General features: G+C 65.3%; 12 protein-coding genes. 2 read left to right on the top strand and 10 right to left on the bottom strand.

Going from position 1 to position 15,549, the window contains the following annotated elements:
* Positions 1-419 precede the first annotated feature (419 nt).
* From ACQP2U_RS33765 to ACQP2U_RS33730, 8 genes are all read right to left on the bottom strand, one after another.
* Positions 420-1,871, bottom strand: coding sequence for a PepSY-associated TM helix domain-containing protein (locus ACQP2U_RS33765; RefSeq protein WP_433711191.1), 1,452 nt, complete (start codon positions 1,869-1,871; stop codon positions 420-422).
* 317 nt (positions 1,872-2,188) lie between these two features.
* The gene (locus tag ACQP2U_RS33760) at positions 2,189-2,752 is read right to left on the bottom strand and encodes a hypothetical protein (RefSeq protein WP_433711190.1); all 564 of its coding nucleotides are present in this window, start codon (positions 2,750-2,752) and stop codon (positions 2,189-2,191) included.
* A gap of 169 nt (positions 2,753-2,921) precedes the next feature.
* Positions 2,922-4,580: an acyl-CoA synthetase gene (locus ACQP2U_RS33755; RefSeq protein ID WP_433711189.1), complete on the bottom strand. Its 1,659-nt coding sequence runs from the start codon at positions 4,578-4,580 to the stop codon at positions 2,922-2,924.
* 152 nt (positions 4,581-4,732) lie between these two features.
* The gene (locus ACQP2U_RS33750) at positions 4,733-6,358 is read right to left on the bottom strand and encodes an acyl-CoA synthetase (protein ID WP_433711188.1); all 1,626 of its coding nucleotides are present in this window, start codon (positions 6,356-6,358) and stop codon (positions 4,733-4,735) included.
* A 190-nt stretch (positions 6,359-6,548) separates the two neighbouring features.
* Positions 6,549-7,055 carry an ArsR/SmtB family transcription factor gene (locus ACQP2U_RS33745; protein ID WP_433711187.1) on the bottom strand — a complete coding sequence of 169 codons (507 nt, stop codon included), beginning with the start codon at positions 7,053-7,055 and terminating at the stop codon, positions 6,549-6,551.
* Positions 7,056-7,163: 108 nt separating this feature from the next.
* Positions 7,164-7,790 (bottom strand): hypothetical protein, encoded by a 627-nt coding sequence (locus ACQP2U_RS33740; RefSeq protein ID WP_433711185.1) that lies wholly within the window; start codon positions 7,788-7,790, stop codon positions 7,164-7,166.
* A 233-nt stretch (positions 7,791-8,023) separates the two neighbouring features.
* Complete coding sequence (locus ACQP2U_RS33735) at positions 8,024-9,244, bottom strand: acyl-CoA dehydrogenase family protein (RefSeq protein ID WP_397035436.1); 1,221 nt, start codon at positions 9,242-9,244, stop codon at positions 8,024-8,026.
* A 33-nt stretch (positions 9,245-9,277) separates the two neighbouring features.
* Positions 9,278-10,672, bottom strand: coding sequence for an acyl-CoA dehydrogenase family protein (locus ACQP2U_RS33730; protein ID WP_433711183.1), 1,395 nt, complete (start codon positions 10,670-10,672; stop codon positions 9,278-9,280).
* A 129-nt stretch (positions 10,673-10,801) separates the two neighbouring features.
* Between ACQP2U_RS33730 and ACQP2U_RS33725 the strand changes: the two genes are divergently transcribed.
* Positions 10,802-12,700 (top strand): glycosyltransferase family 39 protein, encoded by a 1,899-nt coding sequence (locus tag ACQP2U_RS33725; protein WP_433711181.1) that lies wholly within the window; start codon positions 10,802-10,804, stop codon positions 12,698-12,700.
* Between the two features lie 275 nt (positions 12,701-12,975).
* A complete protein-coding gene (locus ACQP2U_RS33720) occupies positions 12,976-13,941 on the top strand; it encodes an SMP-30/gluconolactonase/LRE family protein (protein ID WP_433711179.1) in 966 nt (321 codons plus the stop codon).
* Between the two features lie 37 nt (positions 13,942-13,978).
* On the opposite strand, the gene hisN is transcribed toward ACQP2U_RS33720, so the two are convergent.
* Together hisN and ACQP2U_RS33710 are read right to left on the bottom strand one after the other, a co-directional pair.
* Positions 13,979-14,761 (bottom strand): histidinol-phosphatase, encoded by a 783-nt coding sequence (gene hisN, locus ACQP2U_RS33715; RefSeq protein ID WP_433711177.1) that lies wholly within the window; start codon positions 14,759-14,761, stop codon positions 13,979-13,981.
* A gap of 104 nt (positions 14,762-14,865) precedes the next feature.
* The gene (locus tag ACQP2U_RS33710) at positions 14,866-15,453 is read right to left on the bottom strand and encodes an NADPH-dependent FMN reductase (protein ID WP_433711175.1); all 588 of its coding nucleotides are present in this window, start codon (positions 15,451-15,453) and stop codon (positions 14,866-14,868) included.
* Positions 15,454-15,549: the final 96 nt, after the last annotated feature.

Below are 15,549 nucleotides of genomic sequence, written 5' to 3'. Positions count from 1 at the left end.
TGCACTCCGAGCGGTATTCGTGGATGGCTGCGTGCACAGATGATGCCGTACACCACCGACACATTCACAAGCCACCACCGAATCCACCCGGAATCAGCCGGACTTCGGAATCGCAGCGAACTCGCAGCAACGGTTCTGTTGCGGGTCTCGAGAGCGTTCGGCGTCCACGAAAGCGGGACTGATGTCCCCGGATTCCGGCGCGTTTCCAGCATTAACGAGCACCCCGCGCGGTTGTGGCCGAGGGGGGCGCTCGTGTTCGGTTGTGCGGCAGTTGTTCACGACCGGACTAGGGCTGGTGGTAACTGCCGGAGCCCCTCACGCCCCGGCAGTTCAATTGCTGCGTCCCTCGGGCACCGCACATGGCATGGCGCGGCGATGACGTGCACGGCACGTGATCGGTGTACGGGAATATCTCGCGACTAGGTCGTGGCGCGCTTGCCCACGACCAGGCCGACAATGACGTCGACACCGAGGAAGCCGAGCAGGCTCAGCCCGACCAGCGGCACGAACCAGCCGACAACCAGCGCCGCCGCCACGATGGGCAGCGCCAGCCACGGCGAGGTCTGGCGCAATGCGCCGCGACGTGGCGCGCGTCCGATGGCGAGCCGCGAAGCACCGCGGGTCGGCCGTCGCTTCCACCACATCAGGTAGCCGAGCACGAGCACGACGACCAGCCCGATCATCACCGCGAGCAGCAGTAATTGGTTGAGCAGTCCAAACATCAGGCCCATGTGGAATTGGATGCCCCAGTTGGTGAGCTTGGCCATGATCGGCCAGTCGGCGTAGGCGAGCTTGTCGGTGACCGTGCCGGTCACGCCGTCGACGGCAACCGAATCGACGGTGTAGGTGCCGGACATGCGCCGTTCCTTCACCGCGAATGTGACGCCGGGTTCGGCCGGAACGGCGATCTCGGAGCCCTGGGTTATGCCATTGGCGCGGGCCGCCGTATAAACCCCGTCGAGCTGTGCGATCCGGGTCGGCATAGCCATCGGCGCGGGCGCGTGGTCGCCACCGCTGCTGTGATGCTCGCCCCCGGCATGCCCCTGCGTAGTCGCGCCCGGCAGCGCGGTGCTCACAGCGGGTGTTGTCCAGCTGAGCTGCTCGCGCAGTTCGGTGATGTTCTCGCCAGCATAGGTCGACCAGGTCATCCCGGTCGCCGAGAGCAGCAGGATCACCGGCATGATCCAAATACCCACGGCCCCATGCCAATTCATAGAACGGCCACGGCCGGTTTGTGAACCGTCCGGTGCCAGTAGCCAAGCCGCGGAGTTGCGGTTGCGGCGTCCGCGCACGCGACGGATCCACAGCACCAGACCGGCCAGCGCCACGACCCACAACCAGGACGCGGCGAGTTCGCTGTAGATGCGACCCGGCTCGCCCAGGTGCAGATCCCGATGCAGTCTATCGATCCAGGTGCGCATCGGAAGCGCACCCGAACTGCCGTAGACCACATCGTTGCCGACCGGCTGCGCGGTGTATGGATTCACGAAGACCGCACGCCGTTCGGATTCGCCGAGCGACGGGTCTTCGAACAGCACGCGGGTGGTGTCATCGGCCTTCGGTGCCGGAGCCACCGCGATCAGCTTCAGATCTGGCTCGGTGGCCACGGCCGCGGTGACCTGTTCGGACAGCGGCCGCATTTCGCCATGCGCCTCGACCTTCAACAGCTCGTGCGAGGTGATCGATTCCAGGGTCGGGGAGATGGCATAGAGCGCTCCGGTGACCGCGGCGATCAGGATGAACGGTGCGACGAAGATGCCCGCATAGAAATGCAACCGCATCGCGAGGGGATAGAGGCCGTTGCGCGACCGCGTTTCCTTTGTCGGAGCGGGCGATTCGACATCCGGTGGACTGGTGTCCGTAATACTCATGACTATTCGTTTCTGGAGTTCGGAAGAACCCGGAAGATCGTCGGCCGTTCGTAATCGGCGAATGGTTGTCGGAATCCGCTGGACGCACGGCAAAGCGGCAAACGCCGAAATTCATGACGGACAGCGGATCCCGGCATTCGCCGGGCGAGCAGGGCGCCGCGCGACAACTGGGCGAGTCCGGACGCGGCAGCAATGCTGACCGACGAACCAGCAATCCAAGGATCGATTTCAGATCGTCATATGAAATCTCGCCCTCGCAAAGGTGTTGCGCGGTAACGACGACGCACGAGCAGGGCCCGTGCACCGGGTAAGGAATATCAGCGACCGAACGCCAACGGCGGACCGCGCGTGCGCAGCGATTCCGCGGCGAATATGCGCAGCACAACACGATCGCGATGCGTCAGGCGCCGCGACGCCGGCCCGGGTATCGCGGGCGGGTGGTACCGCATCGGCAGCAGCCGCGAGAGCAGCGCGCAACCGATTCGATACGCGGCCTCCGCGCCTCGGATAACCACCGCGGCGAGCACGGCCGCCACGAGGTGGGCGGCCACCATACCGGGCGTGAGCTGTGCATCGACGTGATGCATATGCCCCGAACTCCAGCCCATGGTGACGTGCCCGAGTAGCTGACCTGCGGCGAGGACCGAGATCAGTCCGATCGAGGTGTCACGCAGCGGTGCGAGCCCGGCGACCAGTGCGCCGACAACGGCGCAAGCGGCGGCGAGGAGCACGAGCGTGGTGCTGTCCGGTGGCATCCCATCGGACGCCCACCCGTGTGCCGCAACGGATACGGCACCGGAGATCGAACCGGCACATGCGCCGCGCACTCGCGCGACGGCGCTGCGATGCCCCGCAGCGGCCGGGCCGAACTCGATACTCACGCGCTGATGATAGCCGACGAATTACCCATCGGTCCCCACCCGGGCGGCGGCCGAAATTCATGGGATGCATCAAGTTCCCAGCTGGAGAAATGCAAATGCCGCACACCTCCGGATTTCCCGTACCGATTCCGCGGCCGGGAATTCGAAGGTGTGCGGCCATGAATGTGACTCAGTTCGCGTCGATTTCCATCTCGATCAACGGCTTGCGCAGCAACTTACCGGTCGCATTGCGCGGCAGCTCATCGAGGAAAATCACCTCGCGGGGTACCTTGTACCGCGCCAGATTCGCCCTGACGTACTCCTTGATCTCCTGTGCATCGCGCTTGGACTCCGGACCAGGAACGACGAAGGCGCGCAACCGCTTACCGAATTCGCGATCGTCCACACCGACCACCGCGGCCTCGAAGATATCGTCGCGCCCCGCGATCAGGTTCTCCACCTCGAGCGGGAAGACGTTCTCACCGCCGGAGACGATCATGTCGTCGTCGCGGCCGTCGATGTAGAGCAGGCCGTCGGCGTCGAAATGCCCCACGTCACCGCTGGACATCATGCCGTCCACGATTTCCTTGGTGCGGCCGTCGGTATAGCCGGTGAAGGCGAATCCGTTGTCCACGAAGATGGTTCCGGTCACATTCGGCTCGGTGATCGGCTTGCGGTTCTCGTCCAGCAGCACGATCCGGATACCGACCGGCGCCTTGCCCGCGGTGGTCGGTGCCTTGCGCAGATCCTGCGGGGTCGCGACGGTCATAACCGCGCATTCGGTGGAGCCGTACAGGTTGTAGAGGCTGTCGCCGAAGTAGTCGAGGGTGCGGGTGACCACATCGGGTGCGATGGCCGAACCCGCCGCGAAGATCACCTTGATACTGCGCGGGTCGTACTTGGCCAGCACCTCGTCGCCGAGATCGAGGATGCGCTGCAGCATGGTCGGCACCACGACCAGCGAATCGGCCTGGTAGCGCTGGATATTCGCCAGCGTCTGCTCCGGATCGAACCGGCGCTGCTGGAAGATCACCCGGTTGCCGAGGGCAAGACCAAGGGTGAACTGGGAAAGACCGGTGCCGTGGAAGATCGGCGCGGCCATGATCATGGTGCCGTTATTGGGCAGCGGCACCCGATCCACGAACTGAGCCGAGGCGAACGGGCTGACGCGGTCGCGCGGCGCACCCTTCGGCGTGCCGGTGGTTCCGCTGGTCAGGATGACTATGCCGCCGGGCTTCACGGGCGCGGGCACCGGCGCGGTCGATCGGCCTTTGATCAGCGATTCGATGGTCGCAACCGCCGGATCGACATTGTCCTTCTCGTCCACCCAGGTGAGCACCCGGGGAATCTCGGCCGGGATCGCGCTCATCAGGTCGAGGAATTCACTGTCGTGCAGTACGGCCTTGACGTTTTCGCGCGCGGCCACATCGGCGAACTGTGGTTTCGCGAAGCCGGTATTCATCAGCACTGTGCGCACGCCGAGCTTGCCGGTTGCGAGCAGGCTCAACACCATGCCGCGATGGTCGCGCGCCAGCAGGGCGACGACATCACCTGGCCTGAGACCCTGCTCTTGGAGCCCACGGGCCAGGGCGCTGGACTGGTCGTTGAGTTGGCCGAAGGTGACCTCACCGCGCTCATCGACAATGGCCGCCGCATCCGGTCTGGTCTGCGCCGCGTGCATCACGACACCGGCGAACGGGCCGAATTTGAGCACGTTGAACGCGGACCGCGCCGCCTGATCGGGTCGGAGTGGATTGAACAGGCGCCGCTTGACCATGATATTCACGCCCTGGGCGAAATCGCCCGCTTTCCGGACGGAGTCATTCAACGCAGGCAGGGATAGGGACATTCGTCAACGCCTTCCGCGGTCCACCCACCTGGACCGGGGATGGTGTGGACCGCAACTTCGGGATCCAGTGCTGCCGCTAACAATAGCAAGCATCTGTGACTCGCTGTGTCACGTATCTCAGTTGTCCCGCTCGGCGTCGCTATAGCCCAGGTTCAAGCCTTGACTTCGTACTCGACGAGCACCCTACGCAGCAGTTTCCCGGTGGTGTTGCGGGGCAGATCGTCGAGAAAGACAACGTCGCGCGGCACCTTGTAGCGAGCCAGATTCTCCTTGACGTAGGCCTTGATCTCCTCGCCGTCGGGGGAGTGACCGTCCTCGGGGACCACGAAGGCACGCAGACGCTTGCCGAATTCCACGTCATCGACGCCGACGACGGCCGCGTCGAATACATCCGGCCGCTCCAGCAGCAGGTTCTCCACCTCCTGCGGAAAGACGTTCTCGCCGCCGGAGACGATCATGTCGTCATCGCGGCCGTCCACCATCAGCAGGCCGTGTTCATCGAAGTGGCCGACATCGCCGCTGGACATATAGCCGTCGATGATCTGCTTATGCCTGCCGTCGGTGTAGCCCTCGAACGGCGCACCGCTGCGGACGAAGATGCGCGCGGTGGTATTGATCGCGCTGACCTGCTTGTCATTGTCGTCGTAGAGCCGGACCTCACAGGTGATCGGCGCGCGACCGACAGTGCCGGGGGCGATGGCCAGATCGTCCGGGTTCGCCACGGTGGCCACGGCGCATTCGGTCGAGCCGTACAGGTTGTAAAGGACCGGGCCGAAGATCTGCGTTGCTTTGACGCACAACTCCGGCGCGAGCGCCGAACCCGCGAGCAGAATGCATTTCAGCGAAGTGGTGTCGTACTTGGCGCGGATCTCCGGTGCCAGTTCGGTCATCCGGTGCAGCATGGTCGGCACCGCGACCAGCATTTCGGCCTTGTGATCGGCCACCATCTTCAGCGTGGCCTCGGCGTCGAAGCGGCGGCGCACCACCACCTTGTTGCCCATCGCCGAGGCGACCAGATAGGTGCCGAGTCCGGTGCTGTGGAAGATCGGCGACACGATGACCTGAGTTCCCCTGACCGGGAATGGAATTCGGTCCACCATCTGCGCGGTTGCCAGCGGGGTCACCTTGCTGCGCGGTGCGCCCTTCGGCAGGCCGGTGGTGCCGCTGGTGAGGATGACGAACCCGCCCGGCTTGGACGGTGCGGGCAGATCCGCAGTCGAGTTGGCGGCGATGAGATCGTCGAGAGTCTGTGCGCCCTCGGGCAATTCGGTGCCCTCGTCGACCCAGGTGAGGTAGCGCGGCAGACTCGGCGGCAGCGCGTCGAGCAAGCCGAGGAATTCGCTGTCGTGCAGCACGGCCTTGACCTTCTCGCGCTCGCAGACCTCGGCGAACTGCGGTTTGGCGAAGCCGGTATTCATCAGCGCGACTCGCACGCCGAGCTTGCCTGCCGCGGCCATGGCCAAGATCAGGCCGCGATGGTCGCGGGCCAGCACACCGATCACCGACCCTTCGGTCAGATTCGCCTGTCGCAGCCCGCGCGCGACGGCGGTCGACTGCTCGTCGAGTTGCCGGTAGGTCAGTTCGCCACGCTCGTCAACCAGCGCGGGGGCGTTGGGCGCCACTCGAGCCGAATGCCGGATCAAGGTCGCCTGCGGCCCATAGACCTGCGATTCCTTCACGGTTCGCAAGGCTTCCAACGGCTTCGTGGGATCGCTGACCCCGCGCGCCCGCAGCACCCCGAATGCCTTCACAACCTCCAGCGCATGCGCCAACTTCATCGTCGACCACCTCTACAGCAACTCGCGTCGGCACTCGCCCCAGCGATCTGAACCACCGTCATGTCCCACCAACCGTATCAGCGCTATGACCCACATCACACCCGCCGACGTGCGGGCTGGACAGATGATCACGCGGAAACCATGGCGGCGAACCGCGAGAAACTCCCGCCATCAGTTCACCTGATCTCGATCACCTCCGCGCGGTGGCCAGCGCGACGAGTAGGGGAACGACGCGGTTCGGGGGGACCTCGAAGCGGTTGTCGCCGACCGTGTGGAGCCAGCCGGTGGCGGCGAGTTGGCGCAGGTGGTGGTAGATCTGGCCGGAGCTGCCCACTTCGTCGAGGTCGGTGAGTTCGGCGGCGGTTCTGCTGCCGAGAACGATCTCCCGAAGGATGCGCAGACGGACCGGACTGCCAAGGGCAGCGAGGCATTCAGCGGCATCGTCCCAGTTGTAGCCGACGAGGTCATCGGTACTGAACTGGACCTGCCAGTCGAACGGTTCCGCGCTGGGTAGTGAGCCAGAACCAGCGAACATCACTCCACCATTGGGCTGGTCCGCATTCGCAAACTCCTCATGAAGCCGCCGCAGCGCCCACCCTCCTTGCGGGGCGGATCCACTCGCTTGCCCGCTGCCGTTGATCAGATCCATGGCCGCGAGTCGGCGTTCGAGTTTTGCTAGTCGGTCATCCACGCTCACGAGCGCAAATTTACGGAGTCGGATAATTGCTGGCAATGGCTCAGCATTGGCTGATGTGACGCATAAGCCCGGCACGGTTGATCCGTGCCGGGCTCACGTGTCGGACGGTCAGTTGTAGATAGAGCCGAATGACGGAACCGAGATGGTTGCGAGTTTGTACTCGAAACCGTCGGGGTGGGCGTCGCTGACCGGGACGGGCCAGCGGTGCCACAGGGTGCCGTAGACCGCGCCGACGATGACGCCGGCTCCGGTGTCGATCGGGCGGGTGCGGATGGTGGTGTCGACGGTGGCGTCAGTGTGCTCGGAGAGCACCTCGGTACCGCTGCGGCCATTGGCCAGATTGATCCACAGGACCTGGAGCTTTGCCCCGGTCTGATCCGGCGCGATCATGCCGGGTCCGCCGAAGAATCCGAATCGCAACCCGTCGTAACCGAGGGCGACGCCGGACCCGTAGACGCCCGGACCGTTACCGCGTCCGATATCGGATTGCGCCGGGATCTGGAACGGCTGTGCGGGCAGGGCCACCTGGGTGGCGACCTGCCCGGATGCCAGTAGCCGGTCAACTGCCTGTTCGGCGGCGGCATTGCCGATGGCGGCCTTGCGCAACTGCTGTGTGGCCGCATTCCAGTCGATCGTCGTCGGTGCCGCCACGGCATGACCGGCGAATACGGCGACGAATGCGGTGGTAGCCGCGAGGGCGGCGGTGAAGCGACGTATCAAACCCAGCCTGTGCATAACCAGTCTCCTGTTGGGAATCTTGGTACTGCTCGATGGAATTCGTCCGCTGATCAGCTCGCCAAGATACCGTGCGCTACTTCACCGGTTACGGCGGGTGCCTCGAACCCTCCGTGGCCGCGATCGCGGAGGGAGGCGTGTCGGCGCCATAGCGTCCACCACGACCGAGAAAATAGGAAAACCGGTGCGCGTCGTTCGCACCGGTTTCCCTTCTAGCACTTGCTAGGTCAGCATCACTTCAGCTCGGCGCTGGTCTTTCCGAGAATGCGGCGTGCCACGATGAGCTGCTGGATCTGCTGGGTGCCTTCGAAGATATCCAGAATCTTGGAGTCACGGCCCCACTTTTCGAGCAGTGTGCGCTGCGAGTAGCCAATGGTGCCAGCCAGTTCGACTGCCTTGAGGGTGATGTCGGTGCCGGTGCGGCCTGCCTTGGCCTTGGACATCGAGGCTTCCAAGGAGTTCGGCTTCTTGTTGTCGGCCATCCACGCGGCGCGCAGCGACAGCAGGTACGCGGCCTCGTAATCGGCTTCCATCCGCAGGAATTCGGCGGCGGCCGCCGGCTGATTATTGGCCGGGATGTCGTAGGACGGCTCGATGCCCGCATCCTTCAGGATGGCGCGCAACTCCTCGAGCGCCGCCCGCGCGACACCGACCGCCATCGCGGCCACGAGGGGACGGGTGTTGTCGAAGGTCTGCATGACCCCGGCAAAACCCTTTTCCACGTTGACTTCCGGGCTGCCGAGGATGTTGTCCTTCGGAATCCGGCAGTCCTGCAACAGCAGTACGGCGGTATCGGAAGCCTTGATGCCGAGCTTGTGCTCGAGCCGGGCCACCGAAAGCCCGGGAGCATCGCGCGGTACGACGAACGACTTGATCGCCGCGCGGCCCAGGCTGCGGTCCACCGAGGCCCACACCACGATGTGGGTGGAGCGCTGACCCGCGGTCACGAAGATCTTCTCGCCGTTGAGAACCCATTCGTCGCCATCGAGTACGGCGGTGGTGGTGACGGCGGCGGAGTCGGAACCGAAGGACGGTTCGGTGATGGCCATTGAGGCCCACACCTTGCCGAAGCGCTCGAGCTGCTCATCGGTGGCCACGGCGGCGATGGCCGCATTCCCCAGACCCTGGTAGGGGATCGACAGCATCAAGCCGACGTCGCCCCAGGAGGTTTCGAGCGCGTTCAGCAGCGCGGACATATTGCCGCCGTTGGAGTTTCCGAGCAGTTCGGTGGCGTGCTCGTCGGTATCGGAACGACCGCCGGCCGCACCGCCGATCTTCTGGGTGCCGGAGTCGGCGAGGCCCTCGACCATGGCGGCCATGGTGTCCAACTCGACCGGGTACTCGTGCTCGGCGAGGTCATACTTGCGCGAGATCGGCCGGAAGATTTCCTGGGCGACCTGATGGGCCTGGTTGGCGCTGGCCCGCAGCTTCTTGGGGAGTTCGAGATTGATCATGGTGATGTCTCCTGGAAATAAGGAACCGGCCGGTCAGACGAGCACGACACCTTCGGCGACGCCGATGGCCCGCAGATCGCGGTACCAGCGCTCGACCGGGTGTTCCTTGGTGAAGCCGTGGCCGCCGAGTAGCTGCACGCCGTCGAGGCCGATCTGCATGCCCTTGTCGGTGGCCAGCTTGCGGGCCAGTGCCGCCTCGCGGGCGTAGGAAAGGCCCTGTTCCGCCCGTGCGGCACCCCGCAGGGTCACCAAGCGCAGGCCGTCCAGTTCGATCGCCATGTTCGCGACCATGAACGCGACCGCCTGGCGGTGCGAGATCGGCTCGCCGAATGCCTCACGCTCGTTCACATACGGAATTACGTAGTCGAGCACGGCCTGTCCGGTGCCGATGGCCAGCGAGGCCCAGCCGAGGCGGGCCAAGCGCACCGCGTCGGCGTACTCCTCGGCGCGGGTGGTGGCATCGCCGTCGCCGAGGATGGCGTCGGCGCCGACCGCGACATCGTTGAGCAGCAGGCGACCGAGCCCGGCGGCGCGCAGACCCATGCTCGGATCGGCCTCGATGACCAGACCTTTGCTGTCCGACGGCACGATGAACAACGCGGGGCGGCCGTCGAGTTCGGCGGCCACGATGAATAGTTCGGCATCACCGGCGGCCGGGACCAGGCTCTTCACGCCGTTCAGGCGGTAACCGCTCGGGGCACGGGTGGCCTTGGTCTGCAGGGCGAACGGGTCGAACAGTGCTCGCGGCTCGCTGATCACGACCGAGGCCTGTGGCACGTTCTCACCGGTGAAGGCGGGCAGGTAGGTCTGCTGCTGTGCGTCGGTGCCCCACTGGGACAGGGCGACTGCGACACCGCTCGGTGCGAGAATCGGCAGGGCCAGCCCCATATCGCCATGCGCGAGCGCCTCGGCGACCAGCGAGTTGGCGACCGCGCCGCGCTCGGCGGCCGCGCCTTCCAGTTCCTCGGGCACGTTGATCAGGGTGATGCCGAGTTCGGCGGCGCGATCGAGCAGATCGCGCGGGGCCTTCGCGGAGTTGTCGGCCTCGTAGGCGGCCGGGCGCAGGATCTCGGCGGCGAATTCCTGCACCGTCTCGACGATCATCTGCTGCTCGTCGCTCGGGGTCAGATCGAAGAAGTCCTTGTGCTTGGATTCGTTGTCCGCCAGGCGTTTCGGCGCACCGCCGCCGGCGACCTTGCCGAATGCGCGAGTCGCGGCACCGAGGGTGCGGAAACCGGTCTTGGTGCCTTCGTAGGTGACTCGCTCGATCGGCTTGCGCAGGTTGTACTTCTCGGCGAGCTCCGACCCGGTAATGGTCGTCATCACCCGCATTGCCGCGCCCATCCAGTCCCGCTTGGGGTGGTTCAGGCCGACCGCGGACGTGTCTGGACGTCGCGTCGTTGCGCTGTCTCGAGTGCTCATCATCACCTGTTTTTCTCGGGTGGGTGGGTGAGGTCTTTTCCCAGCTATCTTACTCCTGAGTAAGGCTATCTTACTCCAGAGTAAGAAGTGCGTCGAGGTGCAGCATACGCTGCCGAACTGTGTCAGGCTGGACAAGTGCCCAGAGTCGTGGGACGACCGCTGTGTGTCGTCGCTGTGCTGTTCGCCGCGCTACTCACCGCATACGCCCCGCGCTACGGCTATCACCGGGACGAGCTGTACTTTCTGGCGGCGGCCCGGCATGCGGATTGGGGCTACCCGGATCAGCCGCCATTGACTCCGCTACTGGCCCGCGCGATGTCGGCAATCGATGCCGATTCGTTACTGCTGCTGCGGCTTCCATCGGTCGCGGCCGCGACATTCGTCGTCGTTGCCGCGGGCTTGATGGCGCGCGAGCTCGGCGGTGGGCGCGGAGCGCAGCTGTTGGCGTCGCTTGCCGTCGCGAGTGCGGCGATGGTGATGGGGATCGGTCATCTGCTGAGTACCGCGTCGTTCGATATAGCGGCGTGGGTATTGGTTTGTCTGCTGGTGCTGGCGTTGTTGCGAGGCGCGGAGGGAGGTGCTGAGCGACTCGCGTGGGGCGCCGAGGCGGACGGTTGTGCGGGCGGGGGCAGTCCTGCGCCGTCGGATGCGTGCGACGGTGGGCGTGGACGCGCGGATTCCGGTGGTCGTTCCGCAGCGGATGAGCGCGATGGTGCGCGTCGGGTGGGGCCGGGTGAGCAGGAGCGCGCGATTGATCGGGTTGGGCCAGTTGGGCCCGTGGATATGGGAGCACAGGGCGCGCCGGATGAGCGTGAGGTCGCGAATGGTCGCGTCGCGGCGGATGGGCGTGAGGGTGTAGGTGGTCGGGGTGGGCCAGTTGGGCCCGTGGGTACGGGAGCTCGGGGTGCGCCTGATGGGCGTGAGGTCGCGAATGGTCGCGTCGCGGCGGATGACCGTGAGGGTGTAGGTGGTCGGGTGGGGCCGGATGAGCGCTCGAGTGTCGGTAGGCCGGGGCAGGTTCGATTGTGGCTCGGGGTGGGGCTTGTTGTCGGGATCGGGTTGCAGAACAAGGCGCTGCTGATCTTTCCGGTCGTGGCGCTGGTGCTCGCACTGGTTATCCTCGGCCCACGAAAGATATTCGCCACCAGATACTTTCCGATGGCGGTCGGGGTGGCGATGGTGATCTGGCTGCCATATCTGGTGTGGCAGTGGCGTAATGGCTGGCCGCAGTGGGAGATGAGTCGAGCGATCGCGGGCGGATCTTCCGGAACCTCGGATTCGCCGATGATGTTCGTGTTGTCGCAATTCGGGTTGATGGGTCCACTGCTGGTACCGCTGTGGGTATTGGGGCTATGGCGGCTGTGGCGCGATCGGAGTCGGCGTGCGTTTCCGGTCGCCTATGCGGCGCTGTTCGTGGTGTTCCTCGTCAGCGGCGGTAAGGCGTACTACCTGGGCGGGATGTATCCGATCCTGGTGGCCGCGGGTGCGGTACCGGTCGCCGCCTGGTTGGGTAGTCGGCCAATCCGTTGGGCGGCGGTGGGTTCGATGATCGCGGTGAATGCGATCGTCTCGGCGGTGCTGTTCCTTCCCGTATTACCGGTGGCGCTGCTGAAAGATTCGCCAGTCCTCGCGATCAACTACGACGCGGGCGAAACCATCGGCTGGCCGCAGTTCGTGCGCCGAATAGCCGAGGTACGCGCCACGCTCGGACCCGATATCGCCATCCTTACCGACAACTACGGCGAGGCGGGCGCGATCGAACACTTCGGCGGCGAATACGGATTGCCGACTCCGCACAGCGGTCACAACTCCTACTGGTGGTGGGGTCCGCCCAGCGACACGGCCACCGCGGTGATCGTCGTCGGCCTCGATCGTGACCGCCTCATCCGGTACTTCGCCGAAGTCGAGCCCGCCGGTCACATCGACAACGGTCTCGGCATCGCCAACGACGAACAGGGCAAACCGCTGTTCATCTGCCGTGAACCGCGCGTACCCCTGTCCGGGATATGGCCCGCGGCGAAACATCTGAGCTGAGCTGTCCGATTGCAGCCATCCACGGGCCCGACGGCAACGAACAAAGTTGGACGCCTATCTACGTAGGTGCCGTCCCCAGTGCTCGGCCGTGTGTTTTCGTCGAGGCTGAATCCCGCTGTACGAGTAAGGAGATGCCATGGTTCTTCGCATTGTCGATCAGTTCGTCTCCGGGGTCCTGAATATGATCGCGACGCTGTTCGTTCCGTGAGACGGGTCGCCCGGGGCGGGTTGTCCGTCCCGGGCAACATTCCAGCACGGCTGTTAGGTTGTGCCGCATGGCAAGACGGCCGCGGAGTCGGCGACTGAGCGCAACGTTGCTGACGGCGGCGATTACAGCGGGCATCTTGTCCGTGGGGACGGCCGAGGCGAAGACACCGTCCGGATCGTGCGCGGACGGGTGGGACGTTTCGACGATCGTCAGCGGGGTCGGCAATCTGGAGAATCTCGATACCGACGGGTCCGGCGGTTTCTATGTCACCGGCATCCTCGACGGGTACCTGGCCCATATCGATGCGGCGGGCAAGTTCGAGAAGTTGGTTACCGGTCTGGACCATCCGGCCGGTGTGCGGGTCGTCGGGCGGTCCGTGTACTTCGTCACAGGCGACGGTGTGGCGGAGGCGCCGGGCACTCTGCGGCGCTACGACATAGACACCGGTATGGTGACGATTCTGCTCACCGAGTTGAACGGTCCGAACGGACTGCTCGAATTGCCCGACGGTGACCTGGTATTCGCCACCATCGGCATCACCGGTCCGCCGACCGGCATCTCGCGGTATCGGCCGTCGACGGGGGAGTACACGAAGACCTGGTCCAACCTGCCATGGACCAATGGACTGGCGCTCGCCCCCGACGGCAAGTCGATCTACACCGACAATATGACCCTGCGCGTCTTCCGTGTAGCACTCGACGATCCCGATAACGCGACGGTCGTCGCCGGTGCTCCCGATCTGGTCGCGCTGTTCGACGATATGGAAGCGACCCGCGCGGACCAACTCTTCGTGGCCGACCACATCCAGGGCGCGGTGTACCAGATCGACCCGGCCACCGGCCGGGGCTGCACGATCATTACCGGCCTGATCAAACCCGGCCCGATCCGCAACCCACCCGACGGCGCCACCTCCGTGCGGATCGCTCGCGACGGTGACGGGTGGGCACTGTTCGTCACGAGCATGGATGGAACCCTGCGTCGACTACGTCCGCCCGCGGGCATCGACCTGACCCCGGCCGATCCGAGGCGATAGAAAGGACTGTGCCCGAACGCGACCGCGTTCTCGAGGCTCAGTTCAATCGGGTGAGGACAGCGTCGTGGAGCAGGGAGTTGGTGGCGATGGCGTCGCCCCCGTGCGGGCCGGGAGTGCCTGAGAGGGAGGTGAAGCGGCCCCCTGCTTCGCGGACGAGGATGTCGAGGGCAGCCAGGTCCCACAGGGAGACTTCGGGTTCGGTGGCGATATCGACCGCGCCCTCGGCGAGCAGGCAGTAGGTGAAGAAGTCGCCGTAACCACGGACCCGCCATACCGCATCGGTGAGGTCGAGGAACTTCTCGCGCAGGCCGCGCTCGCGCCAGCCGGACAGGCTGGAGAAGGCCAGGCTCGCCGAGCCGAGCTCACCGACCGCGGAGACCGAAATCGGTTTCGGCGCATCGGAATCGACGATGGCCCAGGCTCCGGAACCGGCCGCCGCCCACCAGCGCCGCGCCAAGGCGGGCGCACTCACCACGCCGACCACTGGAACGCCGTCCTCGAGCAGCGAAATCAGCGTCGCCCAAATCGGCACCCGCCGCACGAAGTTCTTGGTGCCATCGATCGGATCGATCACCCACTGCCGCCCGCTGAACTCGACGTCACCACCGAACTCTTCCCCGAGCACCGAGTCGTTGGGGCGCTCCTGCCCGAGGACCTGGCGTATCGCCTTCTCCACCGCCAGATCCGCATCCGACACCGGTGTCAGATCCGGCTTCGAATCGACCCGCAAATCCAACGCCCCGAACCGCGCACGGGTAATCCCATCGGCCTCATCGGCCAACCGCAGCGCAAGTTCGAGATCAGAGGAGTAATCAGCCACCCCCGAACCCTATCGCCCACCCTCTGTGCGTCGGACGCATCCCTGCTGCCGCATAAGCAGTGCCCACCTCGCAGACGTCGCACCTTGTGCGAGGCAGCCGCGAGTTATGCGGCGGCCGGGACCGAGCGAGCGGCGGCGAGGGCACTCGCCCACCAGTGGAGTTGGTCGAGCATGGCCTGGGCGGCTGCGGCGGGTTCGGTCGGGTCGAGGAGTTTGCCGTCGGCATCGAAGAGCAGGTAGTAGCGAGGGAAGCTGACGTAGTTGCGGACGGTGTGTGCGTTGAGCTCGTTGAAGACCTGGCGCAGGTGCTCGATGGCGAGCAGGCCGCCGCTCCCGCCGCTGTAGCCGACGAAACCGATTGCCTTGCTGTCCCATTGGGTGAAGTGCCAATCGATGGCGGCCTTCAGTGCGGCCGGGTAGCTGCGGTTGTAGTCGGGGGTCAGGATGACGAAAGCGTCAGCGTCACCGAGCCGCCTGCTGAGGTCGGTCATCCCGGCCGGGCGTTCCGGATCGGGGTTCATCGCCGGGGGAACGGCGGGCAGAGCCAATGGCAGCTCGGCCTCGGCCAGATCGATCAGGTCGATCTCGAATCGGCCGTGCCGGGCGGCCTCCTCGACGAACCAGTTGGCCACGGTCGGCGCGAAGCGTCCCTCCCGGACGCTGCCGATGATTACCGCGAGCTTCAAGGACATGGTGTTCTCCTTCGATCTCGAAATCGTTCGAGTCCCAATCTGCTGCCCGGTGGCACCATCAGGAAGACCGCGCGAAGAGTGGTAGTGGCAGGGACA

The sequence above is a fragment of the Nocardia sp. CA-084685 genome, assembly GCF_050955785.1.
In the GTDB taxonomy this organism is placed as follows: Bacteria; Actinomycetota; Actinomycetes; order Mycobacteriales; family Mycobacteriaceae; genus Nocardia.
The sequence above is the reverse complement of the archived record's forward strand: the minus strand, read 5'-3'. Positions and strand labels throughout refer to the sequence as shown.